This window comes from Parviterribacter kavangonensis (assembly GCF_056863335.1).
The window spans coordinates 575834-594918 of record NZ_JBXPJA010000003.1 but is presented as its reverse complement, the minus strand read 5'-3'; the positions used below and the strand labels follow the sequence as shown (position 1 = coordinate 594918).

The 19085-nt window shown below is 72.9% G+C and carries 18 protein-coding genes; 6 read left to right on the top strand and 12 right to left on the bottom strand.

What is annotated here, in order from left to right:
- Positions 1-73 precede the first annotated feature (73 nt).
- Positions 74-4399, top strand: coding sequence for a multifunctional oxoglutarate decarboxylase/oxoglutarate dehydrogenase thiamine pyrophosphate-binding subunit/dihydrolipoyllysine-residue succinyltransferase subunit (locus tag AC1UE4_RS22745; RefSeq protein ID WP_482919615.1), 4326 nt, complete (start codon positions 74-76; stop codon positions 4397-4399).
- Here the strand turns inward: AC1UE4_RS22745 and AC1UE4_RS22740 are convergent.
- The 3 genes from AC1UE4_RS22740 to AC1UE4_RS22730 are packed head-to-tail and all read right to left on the bottom strand — an operon-like array spanning position 4396 to position 6241.
- Positions 4396-5058, bottom strand: a complete 663-nt coding sequence (locus AC1UE4_RS22740) for a cobalamin B12-binding domain-containing protein (protein ID WP_482919614.1) — start codon at positions 5056-5058, stop codon at positions 4396-4398. The genes AC1UE4_RS22745 and AC1UE4_RS22740 overlap by 4 nt on opposite strands.
- Positions 5059-5078: 20 nt before the next feature.
- Complete coding sequence (locus tag AC1UE4_RS22735) at positions 5079-5987, bottom strand: DUF1028 domain-containing protein (protein ID WP_482919613.1); 909 nt, start codon at positions 5985-5987, stop codon at positions 5079-5081.
- A complete protein-coding gene (locus AC1UE4_RS22730; RefSeq protein WP_482919612.1) occupies positions 5984-6241 on the bottom strand; it encodes an MGMT family protein in 258 nt (85 codons plus the stop codon). The genes AC1UE4_RS22735 and AC1UE4_RS22730 overlap by 4 nt, the downstream gene beginning before the upstream one ends.
- A gap of 19 nt (positions 6242-6260) precedes the next feature.
- Between AC1UE4_RS22730 and AC1UE4_RS22725 the strand changes: the two genes are divergently transcribed.
- Both AC1UE4_RS22725 and AC1UE4_RS22720 read left to right on the top strand, forming a co-directional pair.
- Positions 6261-6680: a secondary thiamine-phosphate synthase enzyme YjbQ gene (locus AC1UE4_RS22725; protein WP_482919611.1), complete on the top strand. Its 420-nt coding sequence runs from the start codon at positions 6261-6263 to the stop codon at positions 6678-6680.
- Positions 6677-7384: a methionine biosynthesis protein MetW gene (locus tag AC1UE4_RS22720; protein WP_482919610.1), complete on the top strand. Its 708-nt coding sequence runs from the start codon at positions 6677-6679 to the stop codon at positions 7382-7384. The genes AC1UE4_RS22725 and AC1UE4_RS22720 overlap by 4 nt, the downstream gene beginning before the upstream one ends.
- Here the strand turns inward: AC1UE4_RS22720 and AC1UE4_RS22715 are convergent.
- The 4 genes from AC1UE4_RS22715 to AC1UE4_RS22700 all read right to left on the bottom strand — a co-directional run bounded on the left by AC1UE4_RS22715 (position 7317) and on the right by AC1UE4_RS22700 (position 11405).
- Complete coding sequence (locus AC1UE4_RS22715) at positions 7317-8105, bottom strand: Type 1 glutamine amidotransferase-like domain-containing protein (protein ID WP_482919609.1); 789 nt, start codon at positions 8103-8105, stop codon at positions 7317-7319. The genes AC1UE4_RS22720 and AC1UE4_RS22715 overlap by 68 nt on opposite strands.
- Complete coding sequence (locus tag AC1UE4_RS22710) at positions 8106-8807, bottom strand: Type 1 glutamine amidotransferase-like domain-containing protein (protein WP_482919608.1); 702 nt, start codon at positions 8805-8807, stop codon at positions 8106-8108.
- A gap of 66 nt (positions 8808-8873) precedes the next feature.
- On the bottom strand, positions 8874-9638 hold the full coding sequence (locus AC1UE4_RS22705; RefSeq protein ID WP_482919607.1) for a crotonase/enoyl-CoA hydratase family protein: 765 nt from the start codon (positions 9636-9638) through the stop codon (positions 8874-8876).
- 21 nt (positions 9639-9659) lie between these two features.
- A complete protein-coding gene (locus tag AC1UE4_RS22700) occupies positions 9660-11405 on the bottom strand; it encodes a hypothetical protein (RefSeq protein ID WP_482919606.1) in 1746 nt (581 codons plus the stop codon).
- A 79-nt stretch (positions 11406-11484) separates the two neighbouring features.
- On the opposite strand from AC1UE4_RS22700, the gene AC1UE4_RS22695 reads away from it, so the two are divergent.
- On the top strand, positions 11485-12141 hold the full coding sequence (locus AC1UE4_RS22695) for an MBL fold metallo-hydrolase (protein WP_482919605.1): 657 nt from the start codon (positions 11485-11487) through the stop codon (positions 12139-12141).
- Here the strand turns inward: AC1UE4_RS22695 and nucS are convergent.
- Both nucS and AC1UE4_RS22685 read right to left on the bottom strand, forming a co-directional pair.
- A complete protein-coding gene (gene nucS, locus AC1UE4_RS22690; RefSeq protein ID WP_482919604.1) occupies positions 12138-12812 on the bottom strand; it encodes an endonuclease NucS in 675 nt (224 codons plus the stop codon). The two genes, AC1UE4_RS22695 and nucS, sit on opposite strands and share 4 nt — an antisense overlap.
- Positions 12813-12883: 71 nt before the next feature.
- A complete protein-coding gene (locus AC1UE4_RS22685) occupies positions 12884-13423 on the bottom strand; it encodes a DUF3455 domain-containing protein (protein WP_482919603.1) in 540 nt (179 codons plus the stop codon).
- Between the two features lie 102 nt (positions 13424-13525).
- On the opposite strand from AC1UE4_RS22685, the gene AC1UE4_RS22680 reads away from it, so the two are divergent.
- Positions 13526-15601 carry an alkaline phosphatase family protein gene (locus tag AC1UE4_RS22680; protein WP_482919602.1) on the top strand — a complete coding sequence of 692 codons (2076 nt, stop codon included), beginning with the start codon at positions 13526-13528 and terminating at the stop codon, positions 15599-15601.
- Between the two features lie 4 nt (positions 15602-15605).
- On the opposite strand, the gene AC1UE4_RS22675 is transcribed toward AC1UE4_RS22680, so the two are convergent.
- Positions 15606-16652 carry an LLM class F420-dependent oxidoreductase gene (locus AC1UE4_RS22675; RefSeq protein WP_482919601.1) on the bottom strand — a complete coding sequence of 349 codons (1047 nt, stop codon included), beginning with the start codon at positions 16650-16652 and terminating at the stop codon, positions 15606-15608.
- 26 nt (positions 16653-16678) lie between these two features.
- Between AC1UE4_RS22675 and AC1UE4_RS22670 the strand changes: the two genes are divergently transcribed.
- Entirely contained in the window at positions 16679-17524 is an 846-nt protein-coding gene (locus AC1UE4_RS22670; RefSeq protein ID WP_482919600.1) for a hypothetical protein, read from the top strand.
- 7 nt (positions 17525-17531) lie between these two features.
- Here the strand turns inward: AC1UE4_RS22670 and AC1UE4_RS22665 are convergent, their stop codons facing one another.
- Both AC1UE4_RS22665 and AC1UE4_RS22660 read right to left on the bottom strand, forming a co-directional pair.
- Positions 17532-17735 (bottom strand): hypothetical protein, encoded by a 204-nt coding sequence (locus tag AC1UE4_RS22665; protein ID WP_482919599.1) that lies wholly within the window; start codon positions 17733-17735, stop codon positions 17532-17534.
- Positions 17736-17814: 79 nt separating this feature from the next.
- Positions 17815-19059: a tetratricopeptide repeat protein gene (locus AC1UE4_RS22660; protein ID WP_482919598.1), complete on the bottom strand. Its 1245-nt coding sequence runs from the start codon at positions 19057-19059 to the stop codon at positions 17815-17817.
- Between the last annotated feature and the right edge of the window lie 26 nt (positions 19060-19085).

Sequence of the window (19085 nt, the reverse complement as noted above, 5' to 3'; positions counted from 1 at the left end):
AGGTAGTGCCAACAGGGGTACGTTCGGCCACGGCGAACAACCGTTCCGACGCGCTAGTCTCAGCGAAGGCCACATGGCGGTCACGACGACCATCCAAGTAACGCTCCCCGCAATGGGGGAATCGGTGTCAGAGGGCACGGTCCTCGAATGGCACAAGCAGGAGGGCGACACCGTCGAGGCCGACGAGACGATCGTCGAGATCTCGACGGACAAGGTCGACGCCGAGGTGCCCGCCCCGGCATCGGGCACCGTCACCAAGATCCACTTCGCCGAGGGCGACACCGTCGAGGTCGGCGCCGTGCTGGCGGAGATCTCCACGAACGGCGCCGGCGGCAACGGCGCCGGGCCCGCCGCGGAGGCCGAGGCTGAGGCCGCGCCCGCCGAGAGCGCCGCGCCCGAGGCCGCCGAGGGCAACGGCGGCGGGGCGACCGCCACCGGCCAGATCATCGACATCGTCACGCCGCAGGCCGGCGAGTCCGTCGCCGAGGGCACGATCCTCGAGTGGACCAAGCAGATCGGCGACGCCGTCGAGGCCGACGAGACGATCGTCGAGATCTCCACGGACAAGGTCGACATGGAGCTGCCCGCCCCCGCGGCCGGGACGCTCACGGAGATCCTCGCCGAGGAGGGCGAGACCGTCGGCGTCGGCCAGGTCATCGCGCGCATGGAGGTCGGCGCGGGCGCCGGCGCTCCGAAGCCGGCCGCCGAGCCGAGCGCCGGCAACGGCGCCGCCGCGGCTCCCTCCGCCCCCGCCGTCGTCCCCGACGACGCCAAGATCTCCCCCGTCGCCCGCCGCGTCGCCGCCGCCGAGGGCGTCGACCTCACCGGGGTCACGGGCACCGGCCCGAAGGGCCGCATCACCAAGGACGACGTGCTGGCCGCCAAGAACGGCACGTCGGCCGCTCCGGCCCCCGCGGCCGCCGGCGAGAAGGCCGCAAGCTCGACGCTCATCAAGGGCGGCGCGGCGATGCTCGCGCGCTACATGGACGAGAGCCGGTCGATCCCGACCGCGACCTCGTTCCGCACGATCACCGTCACGGTGATGGACGGCCGCCGCAAGGAGCTCAAGAACGCCGGGCTCAAGGTCTCCTTCACCCACCTCATCGCCTACGCGATCGCGCTGGCCGTCCAGCAGGACATGCCGGTCATGTCGCACACGTTCGAGGAGGTCGACGGCAAGCCGCATCGCGTCGACGCCGGCGCCGTCAACCTCGGCATCGCGGTCGACGTCACGAACAAGAAGGGCGAGCGGACCCTCATGGTCCCGGTCATCCGCGACGCGGGCCGCATGTCGTTCGCCGACTTCAAGGCCGCCTTCGACGATCTCATCGCGCGCTCGCGCGAGAACAAGCTCACCGCCGACGACCTCACGGGCGGGAACATCTCGCTCACGAACCCCGGCGGCATCGGCACGATCGCGTCGGTCCCGCGGCTCATGGTCGGCCAGGGCACGATCGTCGCGACGGGCTCGATCGCCTACCCGGTCGGCCTCGGGAACATCGGCGCGATGATCGGCGCCGAGAAGGTCATGACGATGACCTCGACCTACGACCACCGCATCATCCAGGGTGCGGAGTCGGGTCAGTTCCTGCAGGTCGTCGAGTCCTACCTGCAGGGCGAGAACGGCTTCTACGACGGCGTCTTCGGCTCGCTCGGCGTGGAGCTCGGCGCGCCGCCCGCACCGCCCGCCCCGGCCGCCGCGGCCGCCGCCGCGCGCGAGCCGGCCAAGGCCCCGGTCCGCGAGGGCGCCATCGACGAGGAGCTGCTGCAGGCCGTCCAGGCCGCGACGTCGCTCGTCAAGGCGCACCGCACGCACGGCCACCTCGCCGCGAAGCTCGACCCGCTCGGCGCCGAGCCCGAGGGCGATCCCGCGCTCGACCCGAACCAGGTCGGCCTGACGCCCGAGCTGATGGCGCGGATCCCGTCGTCGATCCTGCGCGTGTACGTCCCGGGCGCGACGCTCGCCGATGCGCTGCCGCACCTCAAGGAGACCTACTGCGGCACGATCGCCTACGAGATCGAGCACATCTCGTCGCATCGCCAGCGCGTCTGGCTGCGCGAGAAGATCGAGTCCGGCGAGTACCGCAAGCCGCTGACGACCGACGAGCAGAAGTGGCTGCTCGGCCGGCTCGTCAAGGTCGACGCGTTCGAGCGCTTCATCCACAAGGCCTACCTCGGCCAGAAGCAGTTCTCGATCGAGGGCCTCGACCTGACGGTGCCGATGCTCGACGAGCTCATCCAGCTCGCCGCCGCGCACGGCGCCCGCGAGGTCGTCGTCGGCATGGCGCACCGCGGCCGGCTCAACGTGCTCGCGCACAACCTCGGCCGCCCGTACGACACGATCTTCGCGGAGTTCGAGGGCGCCAACACGCTCGAGGCGGTCACCACGATCCCCCAGGGCGGCACCGGCGACGTCAAGTACCACCACGGCGCCCAGGGCTCCTACCAGCTGCAGAGCGGCGAGGCGATCCTCGTCAACCTCGAGTCGAACCCGTCCCACCTCGAGTTCGTCGACCCGGTCGTGGTCGGCGCGACCCGCGCGGCGCAGACGACCCGACAGGGCCCGCACGCCCACCAGGACGCAAGCTCGGCGGTGCCGGTGCTGCTGCACGGCGACGCCGCGTTCCCCGGCCAAGGCGTCGTCGCGGAGACGCTCAACCTCCAGGCGCTCGACGGCTACCAGGTCGGCGGCACGGTCCACCTCATCACGAACAACCAGGTCGGCTTCACGACCGAGCCCGACGACTCGCGCTCGACGCGGTGGGCGTCCGATCTGGCGAAGGGCTTCGACGTCCCGATCATCCACGTCAACGCCGACGACCCGGCCGCGTGCATCTCCGCCGTGCGCCTCGCGTTCGCGTTCCGCCAGGAGTTCGGCCACGACGTCGTCATCGACCTCATCGGCTACCGCCGCTACGGCCACAACGAGGCCGACGAGCCGGCGTACACGCAGCCCGAGATGTACGGCCGGATCAAGGGCCACAAGCGCGTGCCGGACCTCTTCGCCGAGCGCCTCGTCGACCAGGGCGTCATCACGCAGGACGAGGTCGACGAGCGCAAGAACGCGATCTGGGACGAGCTGACCTCGCTGCACCAGGACCTCAAGCAGCAGATCGCCGCCGCGGCGGCCGAGGGCGAGCACGAGCAGCCGACGGGCGAGTACCAGCTCGACCGCTCCCCGTCGCCCGAGGTCAAGACCGCGGTGTCGGCCGAGCGGCTCCTGCAGCTCAACGACGAGCTGCTGCGCGTCCCCGAGGGCTTCACCGTCCACCCGAAGCTCGTCCGCCAGCTCGACCGGCGCCGCAACGCGCTCGGCGAGGACGGCGGGATCGACTGGGCGCACGCCGAGGCGCTCGCGTTCGCGTCGCTGCTGACGGAGGGCACGCCGGTCCGCCTGACCGGCCAGGACGCCGAGCGCGGCACGTTCTCGCAGCGCCACCTCGTCCTGCACGACGCGAAGAACGGCCAGAGCGTCTGCCCGATCCAGAACCTCCCCGGCGCGCTGGCCCCGTTCGAGCTGCACAACTCGCCGCTCAGCGAGATGGCGTGCGTCGGCTTCGAGTACGGCTACTCGCAGGAGGCGCCGGAGACGCTCGTCATCTGGGAGGCCCAGTTCGGCGACTTCGCCAACGGCGCGCAGGTCATCATCGACCAGTTCATCGTGAGCGGCCTCGCGAAGTGGGGCCAGACCTCGCGGCTGACCCTGCTGCTGCCGCACGGCTACGAGGGCTCCGGCCCCGAGCACTCCTCCGGCCGCCTCGAGCGCTGGCTGCAGCTCGCCGCCGAGGGCAACATCCGCGTCGCGAACGTCTCGACGCCGGCCCAGTACTTCCACCTGCTGCGCCGCCAGGCGCGCATCGCCAAGCAGCGGCCGCTGATCATCATGAGCCCGAAGTCGCTGCTGCGCCTGCCGCAGGCGACGAACCGGATCGAGCACCTCTCCGAGACGAAGTTCTTCCCCGTCCTCGGCGAGCCGCGCGTCCCGGTCGAGAAGGTCAACCGGCTCATCCTCTGCACCGGCAAGATCTACTACGACCTCGTGCACGCGCCGCAGCGCGAGGGCAACGAGGGCGTCGCGATCGGCCGCGTCGAGCTGCTCTACCCGTTCCCGCAGAGCGAGGTGCTGGAGCTCATCAACACCTACCCGAACCTCCGCGAGGTCGTGTGGGTGCAGGAGGAGCCGCGCAACATGGGCGCCCGCGCGCACATGTCGCCGCGCCTCATGCAGATCATGCCCGAGCACCTCTCCTTCGGGTACATCGGGCGGCCCGAGCGCGCCTCACCGGGCGAGGGCTACCCGGTCGCCCACTCCGAGGAGCAGGCCCGCATCATCGGCACCGCGCTGGACCTCTCGATCCCGGTGTCGCTCTACCCGCGCAAGGAGCCGGGCCAGCGCTAGGGGCGCGGCTCGGCGAGGCCCTCGATCACGACCATCGCCTCGCGCGCGTTCGCCGCGTAGCGGACGCGCGGGTCCTCGCGCACGTCGTCCGGCACGCCCATGCCGCCGACGAGGATGCCGCTCGGTGCGTGACCGGAGGCGAGGATCTCGTCGAGGGCGCTCGCCAGGTTCGATGCCGACGCCGCCATCGTGACCGACAGGCCGACGATCTCGGGGGCGTGCTTGGCGACGATCGGGGCGATCGACTCGACGGGCACGGCGGCGCCGAGGTAGTGGACGTCGAACCCGGCGCCCTCGGCGAGGTCGCCGATCATCCGCAGGCCGGTGACGTGGCCCTCGGAGCCGACCGCGGCGAGCAGGATGCGCTCGCGCGAGCGGCGCGGGTGCCGCGTCGCCTGCCGGCTCGTGAGCTTCATGACGTCGTAGGCGATGCCGGTCGCGAGGTGCTCGTCGGCGATCGACATCCGCCCGTGCTCCCACTGGTGGCCGACGTGCGCCAGCGCGGGGCCGATGACGTCGACGTAGAGGTCCGCGACGCTGAGGCCCTCCTGCGCGATCGCGTCGAGGGCGATGACCTCCGCGAGGTTCGCGTCCCCCTTCTCCAGCGCGCGCGTGAACTCGTTGCGGAGCGCCACTGCCTCCGTGCTGCTGCTCGCCATCCCCGACTGGTTGTACCCGATCAGCCGTCAGGAGAGAGCGGCTGAGCGCCGAGCGCGTCCCGCACGGCCCCGGCGCCGGGTGCGATGTCGTCGCCGAGGCGCGGCAGCAGGTCCGCGAGGCGGGGCTCGAGCTCGTAGGCGCGGCGGACCCGTTCGACGCCCGTCGCGAAGTCGCCCGTCGCGGCGGCGAAGAGCCCCGACCAGAAGAGCAGCTCGCCGCTCTCGGGTGCGAGCTCGCCCGCCTCCTCGTAGCGCCGCGCGGCCTCCTCGGGGCGCCCCTCGGCCATGAGCTCGTCGGCCTCGCCGGCCAGCGAGAACGCGCGGTTGAGGCGGAGCAGGCGCCGGAGCTCCGCGTGCGGGTCCGGGTGGTCCTCGACTCGCAGCTCGACCACCCTGCCCCACGGGTCGCCGAAGGCCGGGATGACGACGAGCGCGGCGGACTGCCGGCCGCGGACGTCGCCGCCGACGGCCTCGCCGGCGTCGAGCGCGGTGAGCAGCCGGTCGGCGAGCGGCAGCGCCGGGTCGGCGGCCGCGAACGCCTCCGCCATCGCCGGCCACACCTCGGCCGAGCTCATCATGTTCCCCTGCGACGACCAGCCGTCGGCGAGGTGGTGGCCGGCGTCGCCGACGCAGCCGTCGCCGGTGTGGACGGCGATGCGTCCCTGCACGTCGACGACGGCGGTCTGGCGGTACGACGCCGCCTCGTCACCGGCGAGCACCGCCTCGAGCGCCTCGTCGGGCGTCGCGCCGCGCTCGAGCAGATCGAGGATGCGCGGGCCGTGCGACGGCTCGGGCACCGACTGCGTCGCGACTGCGCCCACGCCGGGGCGCACGTGCGGCACGACCGAGCCGACGCTGAACCAGTGCGACTGGACCGCCACGCCGAGCTGGCCGGCGTCGCGATCGAAGGCGATGAGGCTGTAGGTCACGCTCGGAACCTTGCCATCTGCACGCGGTCGCCATCGAAGCGGACGCCCTCGGCGATGAGGAGCTCCTTCTGGCGCTGCCCCTTCGCCAGCGAGCCGTCGGCGCGGACGACGCGGTGCCACGGCAGATCGGGCTCGTGCGTCTCTGAGAGCACGCGGCCGGCCATCCGCGGCGCGTGCGGCGTGATGTCCGAGTAGGCGGCGACGCGGCCGTGCGGGATCGCGCGGACGCGCGCGAGGACCTCGGCGACTTCCATGCCCGTAGTGTGATGGCGCGTGTGGGCGCAGCGGGACATCACCCTCCGGGCGCGATCGCGAGGCTTCCACCTCGTGACCGGCGAGATCGAGGACGCGATGCCGGAGCTGCGCGAGCTGCGCGTCGGCCTCGCGCACCTCTTCATCCGCCACACCAGCGCCGGGCTGACCCTGAACGAGAACGCCTCGCCGGACGTGCGCCGCGACTTCGCCGCGTGGTTCGACCGCGCCGTCCCCGAGAACGCGCCGTGGTGGACGCACACGCTCGAGGGGCCGGACGACATGCCCGCGCACATCAAGGCGTCGCTGCTCGGCCCGTCGCTGCAGCTGCCGGTCAGGGACGGCCGCCTCCACCTGGGTACGTGGCAGGGCGTCTACCTCTGCGAGCTGCGTGACCGCGGCGGCGCCCGCACCGTCACCGTGACGCTGCAGGGCGAGTGACGGTCTACGGCACGCTCGTCGAGCGGCACGGCCTCGCCGCGAGCCACGCGCTCCTCCTCGAGGAGGTCCCGCCCGCGAGCCGCGTGCTCGACGTCGGCTGCGCCGAGGGCTACCTCGCCGCGCTGCTGAAGGAGAAGGGGTGCGAGGTCGTCGGCATGGAAGCCGACGCGCGCGCGGCGGAGATCGCGCGGTCGCGCGGCGTCGTCGTGATCGAGGGAGACGTCGAGGACGCGGAGAACCGCGATCGCGCGGCCGCCGCCGGAGGCACCTGCGGCGCCGCCGCCTCCGGCGGGGACTCGTCGCTGCCGTACGACCGCGTGCTGTTCGGCGACGTCCTCGAGCACCTCCGCGATCCCGCGGCGCTCCTGCGGTGGGCGCTCGGCGTGGCGCCGGTCGCCGTGGTCTCGCTGCCGAACATCGGCCACTGGACCGCGCGCCGGGAGGTCCTGCGTGGCCGCTTCCCGCAGGCCGATCACGGGTTGTTCGACCGCACGCACCTGCGGTTCTTCACGCGCGAGACCGCGCGCGACCTCGTCGAGGACGCCGGGTGGCGCGTGACGCGCGAGCAGTTCGCCGGTGCGCCGTTGCCGCTGGAGAGCCGGGTGCCCGCGCTGGGCCGCCTGCGCCCCGCGCTCGTCAGCCGCCGCCCTGAGCTCTTCGCGCTCCAGGTCGTGCTGACGTGCGCAGCCGGCGCAGCTCCATGACGGCGAACGGCGCGCGGCGCTCGAGGCGCCGGCGCGACTGCAGCTCCTCCACCTCGAGCTCGGTCACCGAGTCCCGCGACGCGTAGATCGCGCGGCGGCCCGGCCGCGAGGACACGACGCGCACGAGCCGCCGGTCGCGGAAGAGCAGCCCCACACCGTCGTCGGCGGCCCAGCCCGGCGGGATGTCGCCGCGGGCGACGGCGTCGAGGAAGACGGGCTCGCGCTCGGGCTCGCCGTCCAGGTGCACGCTCAGCGACCCCGGCAGCAGCCCGAGGCCGAGCGCCGGATCCGGCCGCCCGCTCGACGTCGTGATGCCGGCCTCGAACCAGCACATCGCGCCCGCGCTCAGCCCCGCGAGGGTCACGCCGGCGTTCCAGCAGTCGACGAGGATCCCGTCGAGCCCGTGCTCGCGCCAGATGGCGAGCATGTTGCGCATCGAGCCGCCGCCGACGTAGATGACGTCCTGCGCCAGCAGGTGCTCGCGCACGTCGATCTTGGTCGAGCCGAGCCGGAACAGCGAGAGGTGGGACGGCTCGCACTGCATGTCGCCGAACGTCGCCTGGAAGCGGCGGACCTGCTCGTCCGCGTCGCCGCTCGCCGTGGGCAGGAAGCAGACCTTCGGCGTCGCGGCGCTGCAGAGGTCGAGGATGTACTCGTCGAGCGCGGGCTCGTCCGGCTCCATCGTGAAGCCGCCACCGCCCATCGCGAAGATGGTGCGCACTCAGGCGGCCGCGCTCAACGCGCCCAGGTACCTGCTCTCGAGCGGGACCACCCCGTCCGCGTCGACCCGGTAGGCCCGCGCGTCCGGGCGCGAGGTCACGACCCCGGCGAGCTCCGTGCCGGTGAAGTGCAGCGCCGCCCCGTCCTCGGCGGCATAGCCCGCGCGCATCCCGTCGCCGACGAGCGCGGTGAACGCGTCGAGGCGCTCGGGCTCTGCGTCGACGTGCACGCAGTTCGAGTGCGGCAGCAGCCCGAGGCCGCTCACGGCGCCGGGCCGGCCGCGGAACGCGGTCAGCGCGTCGGCGAACCAGCACAGCGAGCCGGCGCTGACCCCGCACAGCACGACGCCGCGCTCCCACGCCTCGCGCAGCGCCTCGTCGATCCCGTGCGCGCGCCAGACGCCGAGCAGGCTGCGCACGCACCCTCCCCCGACGTAGATGACGTCCTGCTCGAGCAGGTGCTCGGCCGGCTCCGGCGCGGTCCGGTCGCGACGGAACAGCGAGACGTGGCTCGGCTCGCACCGCGCGGGCGAGAACGCGCGGTAGAAGCGCACGACGTAGTGGTCCGCGTCGCCGCTCGCGGTCGGCATGAAGCACACGCGCGGGCGGTCGGTCGCCGCGAGGGACAGCACGTAGTCGTCGAGCAGCGGGTTGCCTGCCTCCATGCTGAACCCGCCACCGCCGAAGGCGACGATCTGCGACACGCGGCGGAGGCTAGGTGCGTGCCCGGGCCCACGTCTTCGGACCGGCGGTCGGAACCCGGTTCGACCTCAGGTCCCGGTCCAGACCGGGTCGCGCTTCTCGGCGAACGCGATCGAGCCCTCGCGGGCGTCGTTCGACACGAACACGGGGCCGATGACCTCGCCCTGCTTCTGCCAGAAGTCCGCCTCCGCCCAGTCGCGCTGGGCCTGCAGCACCTGCTTGGTCGCGATGAGCGCGAGCGGCGCGTTGCGCGCGATGGTCGCCGCCAGCTCGAGCGCGGCGTCGACCGCGCCGCCCGGCTCGGCCAGCCGGTCGACGAGCCCGATCGCGTGGGCCTCCTCGGCGCCGATCGGCTCGCCGGTCAGCGCCAGCTCCATCGCCCTGCCGTACGGCACGCGCTGCGGCAAGCGCAGCAGCGCGCCGCCGCCCGCGACGAGCGACCGCTTGACCTCGGGCAGCGCGAACCGCGCGTCGCGCGCGGAGACGATGAGATCGCACGACAGCGCGACCTCCAGCCCGCCCGCCATCGCGAACCCCTCGATCGCGGCGATGAGCGGCTTGCGCGACGCCCGCTGCGTGATCCCCGCGAAGCCGCGGCCGTCGACGTACGGCCGCTCGCCCGCGACGAACGCCTTCAGGTCCATCCCGGCGCTGAACCCCTTCCCCGCGCCGGTCAGCACGCCGACCGCGAGGTCGTTCGCATCGTCGAGCTCGTCGAGCGCGGCGCCGACCCCCTCGGCCAGCGCCTTGTTCACCGCGTTGCGCGCGTCGGGACGGTTCAGCGTGATGAGCAGGACGCCGTCGCGCCGCTCGGTGAGGACCTCGTCGGACATGTCGCGGGACGCTACGGGACGCTACGGGAGGCAGGTCCGGAAGCGCCGCACGGCGCGGAGCTTGTGGCCCTTCGTGGTCGTCGCGGTGATCGTCACCGTGTACTGGCCCTTGCCGAGCCCCTGGAGGTTCACGGGCACGCGCGTGCGCCGGTGCTTGTTGATGATCCGGGAGCGCAGCTTGCCGCCCTTGAACGACTGGGCCTTCTTCCCGGTCACCTTCACGCGCGCGGTGCGGATCCTCTCCTTGCGCGCGGTCCGCAGGCTCACGCGGATGATGCGCCGGCTGAAGCACGGCACGCGCTGGCCGTTGGAGGTGATAGTGGTCGACGAGCTCGTCGGCGCCGGCACGGTGACCGGGTTCGCCGCCGAGGACTGGCCGCTGCAGTCGCCGTCGCCGCGCAGCGCCGGCCCGGACGTCTGGCGCACGAAGAGCGGCAACGCGACCGGCCGCTGCCCGCCGCTGACCGGATCGGGCGAGTACGTGTCGCCGGTCGCGATGAGCACGCATCCGACGGAGTCGACGCTGTTGGTGAAGAAGTCGCCGAGCCGCCGGTCCTCGCCGGTGGCGACGCACGTCGTGCCGGACTGGCAGATGTTCGAGTTGACGCTGATCGGCCGGCCGACCGGGTCGATCGTCTCGCCCTTCGGGCTGTCGGTGTCGGCGCCGAGCAGCGTCGCCGTGCGCACCGAGATGTCGGCGTTCTCGCACGCGAGGTCGACGACCTCGTTCGTCTCGTACCAGACGACGTTGACCTTGCCGCGGTCGCCCGCCGTGATCCACGGCCAGAACACGCGCTTGCCCTGCGGCGCCGCGATCGTGACGGGCGCGTTCCAGTGCTCGCCGAAGTCCGGGGAGTACGCCATCCGGATGCTGTTCGCGACCGGCGTGGGATCGCCGCCGCAGCCGCCGCTCGTGCCCTCCGCGCGCGGGTCGTCGTCCCACACGAGGTAGACGCCGCCCTCGTCGTCGAGCGCGATCGACGGCCAGTGCGCGTACATCGTGCTCTTCACCGCGACGTGGTTCTTCAGCTCCGTGTCCGTCGGCTTGCCGGTCGCGACGCCGATGCCGCCGTCGCCGGTGTTGATCGGCTCGATCAGCCGGCCGCTCGCGTGGTCGTAGAAGAGCTTGCCGTTGCCGTCCGGGCTGGAGATGCCCGTCTGCTCGCAGCTGTTGCCGCCGTCCGACGAGCGGAAGATGCGGTGCCCGAGCGCGCCCGACGCCGTGTTGGTGGCGAGGAACACCTCGTCCTTCTTGCCGCCCGCGAGCCACGGGCGGTCGCCGTCGTGGCACTGCGCGGTGCCCTGGTCCCAGGTGACGCCGCCGTCGGTCGACGAGAACAGCGCGTCGTTGGCGAGGTTGATGCCGGTGTTGTAGAGCCGGCCGCCCTCGTCGGTCGTCAGGTCCGGATCGGAGAAGCCGTTGTTCTGGCTCGGGTCCTGCGTGAAGCCGGCGAACGCGTTGACGTGGTTCCAGCTGCGCCCGTCGTCCTTGGACCACCACATGTTCACCTGGTTGCGGTAGCTGCCCAGGAACGTGAACGTCGTCAGCGCGGGCAGGCCCTGGCGGTAGATGTGCGTCGTGCCCTCGTGGCTCGTGTAGAGCAGGATGTGGCGGGTCGGATCCTCGGTGACGAGCGGCTCGCCGCCCGCGAGCTGCTGGTCGACGTAGGACGGCCTGGTGAACTCCAGCGGCGCGGCATCGGCGGTGACGACGGCGAGCAGCGAGGCGGCGAGCGCCATGCAAGGAGCGAGGATCCGGCGCATCATCGGCGCGACGCTACTCCTGGGCGAACGTGGATGCGTCACCGCCGGTCCGGGAAGTGGTGCGCTGTAGCTTCGCGCCGTGATGAACCAGGTCGCAACGAACGTCTGGCAGCTCCCGCTCACGCCCCGCAACGGGGTCAACGCGTACGTCGTCGGCGATGTCCTCGTCGACGCCGGGACGGCCGGTCAGGGCAAGGGCATCCCGGCCAAGCTCGCGGGCCGTGCGATCACCGCGCACATGATCACCCACGCGCATCCCGACCACGTCGGCGGCTCGCGCGCCGTGATCGACGCGCTGGACGTGCCGTTCTGGGCGCCGGCGGGCGACGCCGTCGCCTGCGAGGCGGGCGCATCGGTCGTCGGGCCGTCGCGGATCGAGGGGCTCATGAAGCGGGGGAACAAGTTCCCCGCCGTGCCGGTGGCGCGGCAGCTGCGCGAGGGCGACGTCGTCGCGGGCTTCATCGTGCTCGACACGCCGGGCCACTCGCCGGGCCACGTCTCGCTGTGGCGCGAGGCCGACCGCGTGCTCATCTGCGGCGACGTCTTCTTCAACCTGCACCTGCTGACGTTCCGGTACGGGCTGCGCCAGCCGCCGGGCCCGTTCACCGTCGACCCCGCGCGGAACCGGGCGTCGGAGAAGCGGCTCGCGGAACTCGAGCCGTCGATCGTCTGCTTCGGCCACGGCCAGGTGCTGCGCGACGCGGCGCCGAAGCTCCGCGCGTTCGTCGACCGGCTCTAGACGAAGAGCGTCAGCTCGGGCTCGCGCTCGCCGCGCAGGACCGCGAGGTCCACGTCGACGCAGTCGATGCCCCGAGCCTCGGCGAGCACGCGCGCCTGCGGCTTGAAGACCTGGGCGGCCAGGACGCCGCGGCAGTCCTGCATCGCCGGGTCGAGCTGGATGCGCTCGAGGTAGCGGTGCAGCTGCTCGACCGCGTCGATCGTCGCCACCCGTTTGATCTCGACGGCGATCCAGCCGTCGTCGTCGTCGCGGCACATCAGGTCGACGGGCCCGATGTCGGTCGGCCACTCGCGGCGAACGAGGCGGAACCCCTCGCCGCACCAATGCGGCTGCTCGGCCAGCAGCAGCTGCAGGTCGCGCTCCACGCCGTCCTTCACGAGCATGGCGCCGGCCTCCGGCTCCCCCATCTCGTGGCTGACGTCCGAGAGCACCTCATGGAGGCGGATGTCGAGAGCGTCATCGCCCTTGAGCTTCCGCACGACGATCCGTTCCCCTTCCTCCTCGATGACCGTGGGCGGCGTCATCCAGTTCAGGGGCTTGTAGCCGCCGGCGTCGGCGTGCACCATGACCGACCCGTCCGCCTTGATCATGATCAGGCGCAGGGCCTCGGGCAGGTACGCGGTCAGGCGGCCGGAGTAACCGACCTCGCAGCGGGCGACGATCAACCTCATGCGGCCGCCGAGGCTAGCCCGGCGCACGGACGGCGCCGGGCTCGACCCCGGAACTTGCGGGGAACGCCGGATCAGGCCTCCGGCTGCTTGTAGAAGGCGTAGTCCGCCTCGTACGGGATCTCCGCGCGCGCCCCGGCCGTCATCGCGGTGCACGTCGATGCCGCGGGGGCGAGGCCGCCGACCGTGTGGATGCGCTGGATCGCGTTCGTGTGGGCGAACCGGTCGCCGTCGGGCCCGGCCGTCGCCGACGTCGCGGCGAGCAGCAGCCAGTCGACCGCGGTCGGGTCGACCTTCGCGCCGGCGGCGCGGGCGGCCTTCACGGTGCTGCCGTCGGCGGCCTGCCAGGTCGGGCCGCCGGAGTGCGTGCCGATCTTGCCGCCGCTCGGGCCGTAGAGGTCGGCGCGCGGTGCGACCAGCCGCCACTCGTGAGCGGTCCCTGTGGCGGTGCAGTCGTAGATCTGCACGCCGACGGCGTGGGCGATCAGGAAGAGCTTGCTGCCCTCGGGCGGCGCGAGCGTGCCGGGAACGCCGTCGGGCGCGGCCGGGCCGGCCTGGGCGGCCTGCGCGAGGGCAAGCGCGGCGAGGGTGGTGAGGAGCGCGGTCTTGAACATGGCGCGCACCGTCGCTCGCGGACCCTGCACGAACCCTTCGCAGACCCTGCACCGGGCACGAACCGGCGCACGGAACGGGCTCCCTGCGGTACTTCATCGCCCGTGCTCTCCCGTCTCGTGGTCCCGCTCGTCGTCGTCTTCACGCTCGTCGCGGCCGCCCCCTTGCACGCGCAGGCCGTCACCGACCAGGTCGTCGATCCCGACGGCCCGCTCGTCTACGTCGTCTCCTTCGACGCGCTCGACGGCGATCGCGTCGACGCCGGCAAGGCGCCGTACCTGAGCCAGCTGCTCTCCGGCGCGAACGGCAACCGCGCGACGTACTACAAGGAGTCGCGCTCGATCATGGTCGCCGAGACCAACCCGAACCACGTCGCGATGGCGACCGGCGCGTTCGGCGCGACGTCGGGCATCCCCGGCAACGCGTTCGCGGTCTACGGCGACCAGGCGCGCAAGGACTGCAACGCCGGCGCGGACGGGACGACGGACGGCGAGGTCGCGACGTGCCTGCTCGCCGAGACGTTCTTCGCCGCGGCCAAGCGCCAGGACCCGGGCCGGATCACGACCGCGGGCATCTTCGGCAAGCCCAAGCTCGCCGATCTGTTCGCCACCAAGCGCGTCGACCCGAACGCCTACGACGCCGACTTCCTCTGGTCTCCGTGCAACCCGTCGACGCCGACGCCGTACTGCGACCCGTCGGCGCCGGCGCGCCCGAACGACGGCTACGCGGTGCAGGACAGCGAGGTCATGGACGTCGTCCTGCGCACGATCGACCAGGGCGTCACGAAGGACGGGAAGCAGCGGCGCCCGAACCTGACGTTCGTCAACCTGCCGACCATCGACTCCGCCGGCCACGCGTTCGGCACGGAGTCCGGCGCCTACGACCAGGCGATCGCGCTGGCGGACGCCGAGCTCAAGCGATTGGTCGACACCCTGCAGCGACGCGGCCTGTGGGCGCGGTCCGTGCTCTTCGTCGTCTCGGACCACAGCATGGACACGACGATGGGCAAGACGTCGATGGCCGATGCCTTCGGATCCGACGCGGACGGCACGACCATCGTGCAGAACGGGTCCGTCGACATGGTCTACCTCGCCAACCGCTCCGACCCGAACCGGTTCGCGAAGCTCAAGACGCTGCGCGAGAAGGCGCTCGCGTCCCCGGGCGTCGACGAGGCGCTGTACCGCGAGCCGAACCCGCTCGACGGCGGCACCGCGAACACGCTCGACGGCGCGCATCCCGGCTGGCGGATCGGCGGCGAGCGGACCGGCGACCTCTTCATCACCCACGCGGTCGGCGGCGCGTTCTCCGATCCGGCGAACCCGCTGACCGGCAACCACGGCTCGCCGTACACGTCCGACAACATGTTCGCCGTCATCTCCGGCGGCACGCTCGCGCGGCAGCAGACGGTCGGCGGCATCGTCGGCCCGCGCTTCGATGACACGCTCCTGAACCCGGACGAGGCGCAGAACGTCGACGTCGCGCCGACGGCGCTGGCGCTCCTCGGCCTCTCCCCCACGGCGAACAACGAGGGCCGCGTGCTGAGCGAGGCCTTCGAGGCCGGCGTCATCCCGCAGTCCCTCGGCGGCACCGGGCCGCCGACGACGCCCGTCGCGTCGTGCCGCGCGCCGTCGCCGCTCGTGAGCGTGGGGATCAAGCTGCAGCGCTCGCGGTTCGCGGTGACCGGCCGCAAGGACCTCGGCCGGCTGCGCATCGACGTGCTCCGCAACGGCAAGCGCATCGCGCGCTTCCGCCGCGCCGCGGGCTTCCGCGCGAAGGCGGCGTTCGGGCGGCGCGGGTCGTACGTCGTCGAGGTCCGCGGCCGGGGAGCGGTCCGCCGCTTCGCGCTGCGCCGCCGCGGCGGCTGGTTCATCTCCTCTGCGGCCGCCGACGCCCAGCCGGCCTGCGGCCCGCTCGTGTCCGCGCGGTTGACCGCACCGGTCGCGCGTCGGTCGACGACGCTCGTCGTCCGCACCACGACGCAGGGCAAGTTCACCGCGCAGCTCATCCGCGGCCGGCGCGTCCTGCGGCGCTACACCGGAACCGGCGCCGGGTCGTCCCAGCGCGTCCGCATCGCAACCGCGGGGCTGAAGCCCGGCAAGTACCGCGTCCGCGTCGTCGGCACGGGCGGCCCGACCGGCGCCGAGAACGGCCGCGCCACGATCGGCTTCATCCGCGGCTAGCGCATCAACCGAGGACGAGCTCGGCCGCGGTCCGGAGCGTCGCCGGATCGTGCGCCTGGACGAGCAGCGTGGTGACGAGCGAGTCGCGCCACGCCTCGAGGTCGTGGCGCACCTTGTCCTTCGGCCCGACGAGGGCGAGCTGCTCGACCAGCCGCGTCGGCACCTTCGCGGCCGCGTCGTCCTTGCGCCCGGAGAGGAAGAGCTCCTTGATCTCCGCCACCTCGGCCTCGTAGCCCATGCGGATCGCGACGTCGGCGTGGAAGTTCTTGTCCTTCGCGCCCATGCCCCCGAAGTAGAGGGCGTACATCGGCCGCAGCATGTCGGCGGCGCGCTCGACGTCGTCGTCGATGACGATCGGCACGCCGGCCGCGACCTCGAAGTCGTCGAACGACCGCCGCGCGCCGTCGCGGCCGAAGCCCTCGGCGAGGGCGTCCCGGTAGAAGTCCTCGTAGCCCGGCGAGAAGAACAGCGCGAGCCAGCCGTCGCACAGCTCGGCCGCCAGCGCGATGTTCTTCGGGCCCTCCGCGCCGAGGAAGATCGGGATGTCCTCGCGCAGCGGATGGATCGTCGTCTTGAGGGGCTTGCCGAGCCCGGTGCCCCGCCCCTCCGGCAGCGGCAGCGGGTAGTGCGGTCCGTCGCTCGTCACGCGCTCGCGCGCCCAGACCGACCGCATGATCCCGATGTACTCGCGGGTGCGGGCGAGCGGCTTGGCGAACGGCTGCCCGTACCAGCCCTCGACGACCTGCGGCCCGGACACGCCGATGCCGCAGATGAACCGCCCGCCGCTCAGGAAGTCGAGCGTCTGCGCCGCCATCGCGGTCGCCGTCGGCTGCCGCGCCGACAGCTGGAACAGCGCGGTCCCGAGCCGGATCCGCTCCGTCCGCGACCCCCACCACGCCAGCGGCGTCAGCACGTCCGATCCGTACGCCTCCGCGGTCCACACGGAGTCGAACCCGAGCCGCTCGGCCTCCAGCACCAGCTCCTGCGCGTTCGGCGGCGGGCCCGCTCCCCAGTACCCGACGTTGAGTCCCAGGGAGAGGTCGCGCGTCATGGAGGGGACCTTGTCATGCTCCGCGCGTGCGACTCGCAGTCATCGTGCTCGTGCTCCTCGCGCTCGGCGCCGCGCCGGCCGGGGCGCGCAAGGGGCCGCCGCTGCGCCCGTTCGCGCTGTCGAGCACGCGGGCGTGGGCCGACGGCTGGCAGGTCGCGTGGTTCGACCGCAGCGGCCGGCCGGTCGTCCTCGATGCGCGCACCGGCCAGCGCCGGACGCTGGCGCGGCCGCTCTGCGACCAGCAAGTCCCGTTCGACTTCCGCGTCGGCGTGTTCGCGGTCGAGTGCATCGACGGCGACCACCTCTTCTCCGCCGCCAGCGGGCGCTCCCTGGTCGCGGGGCGCGACATCACGCGCTTCGGGCGGCGGTGGGTCCTCGTCGACGGGCGCTGGGTGAACCGCCGGACCGGCGAGACGCGCACGCCGTCCGACTCAGCGACGACGTGGGAGGACCCCGATGCGCGCGGGCTCGTCCGCCGGGTCTGCTCGCCGTTCGTGCGCAGGCCGCTCGACACCGGCGGCTTCATCAGCTTCGAGCAGCACAGCGGCTGGGCGATGCGCAACGCGATGGAGCTGCTGCGCTGCGGGCGCCGCGGCACGCGCCTCGAACAGCCCGGCTGCCGGCTCGAGACGCGCCTGCTCCCGCGGCTCACCGGCTGCATCCCGTTCGCGTTCGCGGCGTTCGGCGACACCGTGCACGAGGCGGTCGAGGTCTGGCGGCTGCCGTCGCTGCGGCGCTTCACCTGGCCGTTCGCCGACATGCCGGACGAGGCGCGCACGCAGGTGCCCGCGTTCACGCCGCGCTGGCTCTTCGTCGCCTACGACGTCCGCTATCTCGAGTGGAAGGTGCTCCGCGCGCGGATCCCGCGCTAGCCCGCGGCTAGCGCTGGGGGCTCACGACCGCGGTGCTCGTCGCGGACTTCGTGCCGTCGGTCTCCGAGGTCGCGACGAGGTCGAGCGTCGTCGGCTCGAGCCGCTTGGCGTCCGTGATCGTCACGTAGACCGGGACGTCGACGGTGTCGCCGGCCGGGACGTCGATGACCTCGGATAGTCCGACCAGGTCATGTCCTCGGGGAGCACCCACGACTTCGGATCGATGGGAGCGGGCGGCGTGGCGAGGCCGGCGGTGCGCTTCGCGGCGCGCCCCACCGCTTTCTTGCGCGTCAGGCCGCGGGTAGGACGCGCGGGGCGATCTCGCGCAGCCGGTCGAGGAGGTCGGTGACCTCTCCGTCGGCGCCGAGGATCATCGCGCGCTCGGCCGCCTCGATGCCCTCCGTCACGCGATCGGTGCGGGCGAGCGCGAAGGCGTGGCGGGTCCAGGCGTTCACGGACTCCGGGTCGAGCGCGGTCGCCTGCTCGGTCGCGGTGACCTCGGCTCCGACGTCGCCGGCGAGGTGGTAGGCGAGCGCGAGGTCGAGCAGGCCGTCGACGCTGGGGCCGAGGCGGCGGGCCTGCTCGAGCGCGCGCAGCGCGGCGTCGCGCTGCATGAGCCGCAGGCGCAGACGGCCGACGCGCTCGTGGGCGTCGGCGTCGGAGGGCGCCCGGTCGACGGCGCGGTCGGCGGCCTCGGCGGCGAGGTCGATCGCTCCCATGTCCTCGTAGATGCGCGCGGCGTAGCGGTGGGGAGCGGGGCGCTCGCGGTCGGCGCGCGCCCAGTCGCGCACCGCCCGGCCGGCCGCGGCGAGGTCGCCCGCCTGCCAGAACGCGAGCGTCAGAAGCCGCAGGACGGCGACGTTGCCCGGTTCCGCGTCGCGCGCGTACACGAGGCGCTGCGCGGCGAGCTTGAAGTCGCCCTCGGCGAGCGCATGCTGCGCGGCGGTCATGAACCGCTGCACGCGGTCGGCGCCCGGGTCCGGCTTCGAGAAGTCGACGAACTGCAGCGAGCCCGCGGGCACGGTCCGGACGCCCTCGCTGAAGCGCATCCGCGCCCACTGCTTGACGTCGTCGCCGTCGCCGGTGAAGTAGATGCCCTCCACCGTCCCGACGCCCCATTCGGGGTACGAGAGGCAGCGCGCGTACTTGTGCACGACCGAGTGGTCCGGCACGCGGGAGCCGAACGGGTCGTGCTTCTGCCGGTCGGCCGCCTCGGCGCGCATCCTCTGCTCGGCCTCGTAGGCGCGGCGGCCCTCCTCGGCGCGCGCGGCGCGGGCGGCCGCGGCGCTCACCTTCACCGCGTTCTTCGTGACGCGGCCGCCGCGCGAGGTCTCCGCCAGCGACTCGAGCTGGTCGGCGGCCTCGTTGATCGCCTTGAGGTGCCGCTCGTGCTCGTGCTGCTTGCCCGGCGGCGCGATGTCGGGGTGCCAGAGCTTCGCCTGCCGGCGCCTCGCGAGCTGGACTTCGCGCTTCCCGAACGGCGGCTCGAGCTCCAGCAGGAGGAGGGCTTGTTCGAGGTCCAGCACCTGAGGCATGAACCCCTCATTCTAGACTCGGCCCT